General features: G+C 75.7%; 2 protein-coding genes and 1 pseudogene. All 3 read right to left on the bottom strand.

Features of this window, described 5'->3' with window-relative positions:
* Positions 1–1567: SulP family inorganic anion transporter (locus tag B7L92_RS24315; RefSeq protein WP_081239562.1), on the bottom strand; the 1567-nt coding region annotated here is incomplete at its 3' end.
* A 246-nt stretch (positions 1568–1813) separates the two neighbouring features.
* Positions 1814–2422 carry an Rv1733c family protein gene (locus B7L92_RS24320; protein ID WP_081239563.1) on the bottom strand — a complete coding sequence of 203 codons (609 nt, stop codon included), beginning with the start codon at positions 2420–2422 and terminating at the stop codon, positions 1814–1816.
* 179 nt (positions 2423–2601) lie between these two features.
* Positions 2602–2921 (bottom strand): annotated as a pseudogene (locus tag B7L92_RS42625) (alcohol dehydrogenase); the annotation flags it as partial.

Below are 2921 nucleotides of genomic sequence, written 5' to 3' on the forward strand. Positions count from 1 at the left end.
GGACCCGGCGGTGGCCGGGGCGTATGCCGGAGGCCATGACGACGACGCCCCGGCGTCCCAGTTTCGCCACCACGTCCTTGAGGACCAGGGCTCCGGTGGCGTCGACGACGCTCACGTGGGACATGCGCAGGATGACCACGCGCACGTCGGCGAGTTCGGTCAGTTCCAGCAGGAAGCGGTGGGCGGCGGCGAAGAACAGCGGGCCGTCGATGCGGTAGGCGACGATGTGCTCGGCCAGCAGCTCGTGCTCCTCCTCGGTGTGGTCGCCCCGGTCGAGCGGCACCGGGGCGAGCCGGGCCTGCCGGGCCACCGCCCGCAGGGCGAGGACGCCCGCGACGGCCAGGCCGATGATCACGGCCTGGACGAGGTCGAGCACGAGGGTGGCGACGGCGGTCAGGACGAGGATCAGCGCGTCGGAGCGGGTGGCGCGGGCCATCGCGCGCAGCGAGCCGGCCTCGACCATGCGGATCGCGGTGGCCAGCAGTACGCCCGCCAGCGCGGCGAGCGGGATCCTGGACACCAGCGGGGCGGCCGCGAAGACGATCACCGCGAGGACGGCGGCGTGCGCGAGCGAGGCCAGCTTGGAGGTGGCGCCGGAGCGGACGTTGACCGCGGTGCGGGCGATCGCCCCGGTCGCGGGAACGCCGCCGAACAGCGGGGCGGCGATGTTGGCCAGGCCCTGCCCGAACAGTTCGCGGTCCGGGTCGTGCCGCTGTCCGACGGTCATGCCGTCGGCGACGGAGGCGGACAGCAGCGACTCCAGCGCGGCCAGCGCCGCCACGGCCACGGCGGGCGCGAGCAGGCCGCCCAGGGCCCCGGCGTCGAGGAAGGCGAGCGAGGGGGCGGGCAGTCCGGCGGGCAGGTCGCCGATCGGCCGCACCCCGTCCGGGCCGGCGGCCTGCACCACGACGGTGGCCGCGATCACCGCCAGGATCGAGAACGGGACGGTCGGTTTCCAGCGCGCCCCGAGCAGCATCACGGCGGCCACCGCGAGCGCCAGCGCCGGGGAGGCCCAGCCGGGGTCGCGGGCGAAGTCCTCCAGCGCCCGCCAGGCGACCACCAGGACCCGCTCCCCCTCGGGCACGGGCACGCCGAGGGCGTTGGGAACCTGCTGCAGCCCGATCACGCACGCGATGCCGAGCGTGAAGCCCTCCACCACCGGCGCCGGCACGTAGCGCATGCTCCCCCCGGCCCGCAGCAGCGCCAGCGCGACCAGGATCACGCCCGCCATCAGCCCGACGGTGAGCACCCCCGAGGGCCCGTGGTCGGCGACGATGGGCACCAGCACCACCGTCATCGCCCCGGTCGGACCGGAGACCTGGAGGTGGGAACCGCCGAACACCGCCGCCAGCGCCCCGGCGACCACGGCGGTGGCCAGCCCCGCCTCGGCGCCGAGTCCGGAGGAGACACCGAACCCGAGCGCGAGCGGCAGCGCGACGACGGCGACGGTCAGGCCGGCGAGCAGGTCCCGGCGCGGGTCGCGCCGCGCCTGGGCCAGATCGGCACGGGTGGGCAGCAGCGACGTGATCCGGGACCGGATCCCGGCCGGTGACAGCGGTACGGACACAACTCCTCGACTTCCCGACGGCTCAGGGCGCCCGTCGCACGGAAGGCGCGGGGACGGGCGCACCCGCATGGCCTACGACGGGATGACGAGGCAAGCATGTAGTCACTTGCGAAATTTTGCAATTCCGCAGATAAAAAGGTGCGGGGAGACCGGACCGGCGGACCGGCGGCGGGCGACCGCGGTCGCGCCGTCGGCCCGTCAGCCCGCCGGCCCGTCAGCCCGCCGGCTTGTCAGCTCGTCGGCCGGTCAGCCCGTCATGCGCTTCCGCCACGCCGGCTCGACCAGCCGCCACTCGGCCTCCCACTCCTCCAGGCGCCGCCGCTGCAGCCGGCTCCGGACGAACCGGGCGCCGAGCAGTCCCGCTCCCGCGGTGGCGGCACCGATCGTGACACCGGCCATGACGCTCTGGAACCGCGCCTCCGCACCATCGGGCGGCCGGGAGACGAGCCGGCCCTCGGGGTCCGTCCACACGGTGACCGCGGTGCCCGCCCGGTCACTCGGCTCGACCTCCGCCCGGCCCGTGCGGTGGGTGCCGTCCGGGGCGGTCCACCGCACCGGGGCCCACACGCCGCCGTCCCCGTTCCCGGAGTTCTCGGACACCGACGCGGGCGTCGTGTGGGCGGCGTCCTCGATCAGGACGGCCGCGACGGTACGGGCCCGGTCCCGGCGCTCGGCGAGCGCCCCGTCCACGGCTCCGGCCGCCGCCAGAGCGGCGAACACCGCGGCGGCCAGGGCGAGGACGAGAACGGCGAGCAGGACCCACGCCTCGATCAGATCGCTGCGGCGCCGCAGCGGGTTCCTCCGCCAGCGCCACAGCCGCACCCTGCGGACTTCCGCCCCGTGCGTCCTCGCCATGGGGCGTCACCTCCTCGTGCTCGCACCGGACGCCCCGGCGGGCCGGGAGCCGGCCGGTCCGCCGGGGCACGGTGCCCACTCCTCCAGAGTGGACCCTCTCCGCCCTCACCGGCAGGGGCCGAAGGGCCCCGTTCCGCGCGCGGCGCGGCCCCGGCCGACGAGGGCCGGCGACAGCCCCGTCAGACCGTCGGATGCGTCGGGTGCACGGGGACGACCTCGTGCTGCGGAACACCGAGGACGACCTTGAGCGCGCCGGTCTCGGCGGCGTTGCCGAAGACGTCGTAGGCCTCCTGCATGTGGTCGAGCGGGAACGTGTGGGTGACCAGGGGGCCGGTGGGCAGTCGGCCGGCGGCCGCCATCCGCAGCAGGGTGGGCGTCGAGTACGTGTCGACCAGCCCCGTGGTGATGGTGACGTTCTTGATCCACAGGTCCTCGAGGTGCAGCGTGGCGGGGCCGCCGTGCACCCCGACGTTGGCCAGGCGGCCGCCGGGCCGCACCA

The sequence above is a fragment of the Streptomyces viridosporus genome (assembly GCF_002078235.1).
Lineage (GTDB): Bacteria > Actinomycetota > Actinomycetes > Streptomycetales > Streptomycetaceae > Streptomyces > Streptomyces viridosporus.

What these genes read in the sequence shown, in the direction of transcription:
- B7L92_RS24320 (WP_081239563.1), bottom strand. Translation starts at nt 2,422, where the DNA reads ATGGCGAGGACGCACGGGGCGGAAGTCCGCAGGGTGCGGCTGTGGCGC.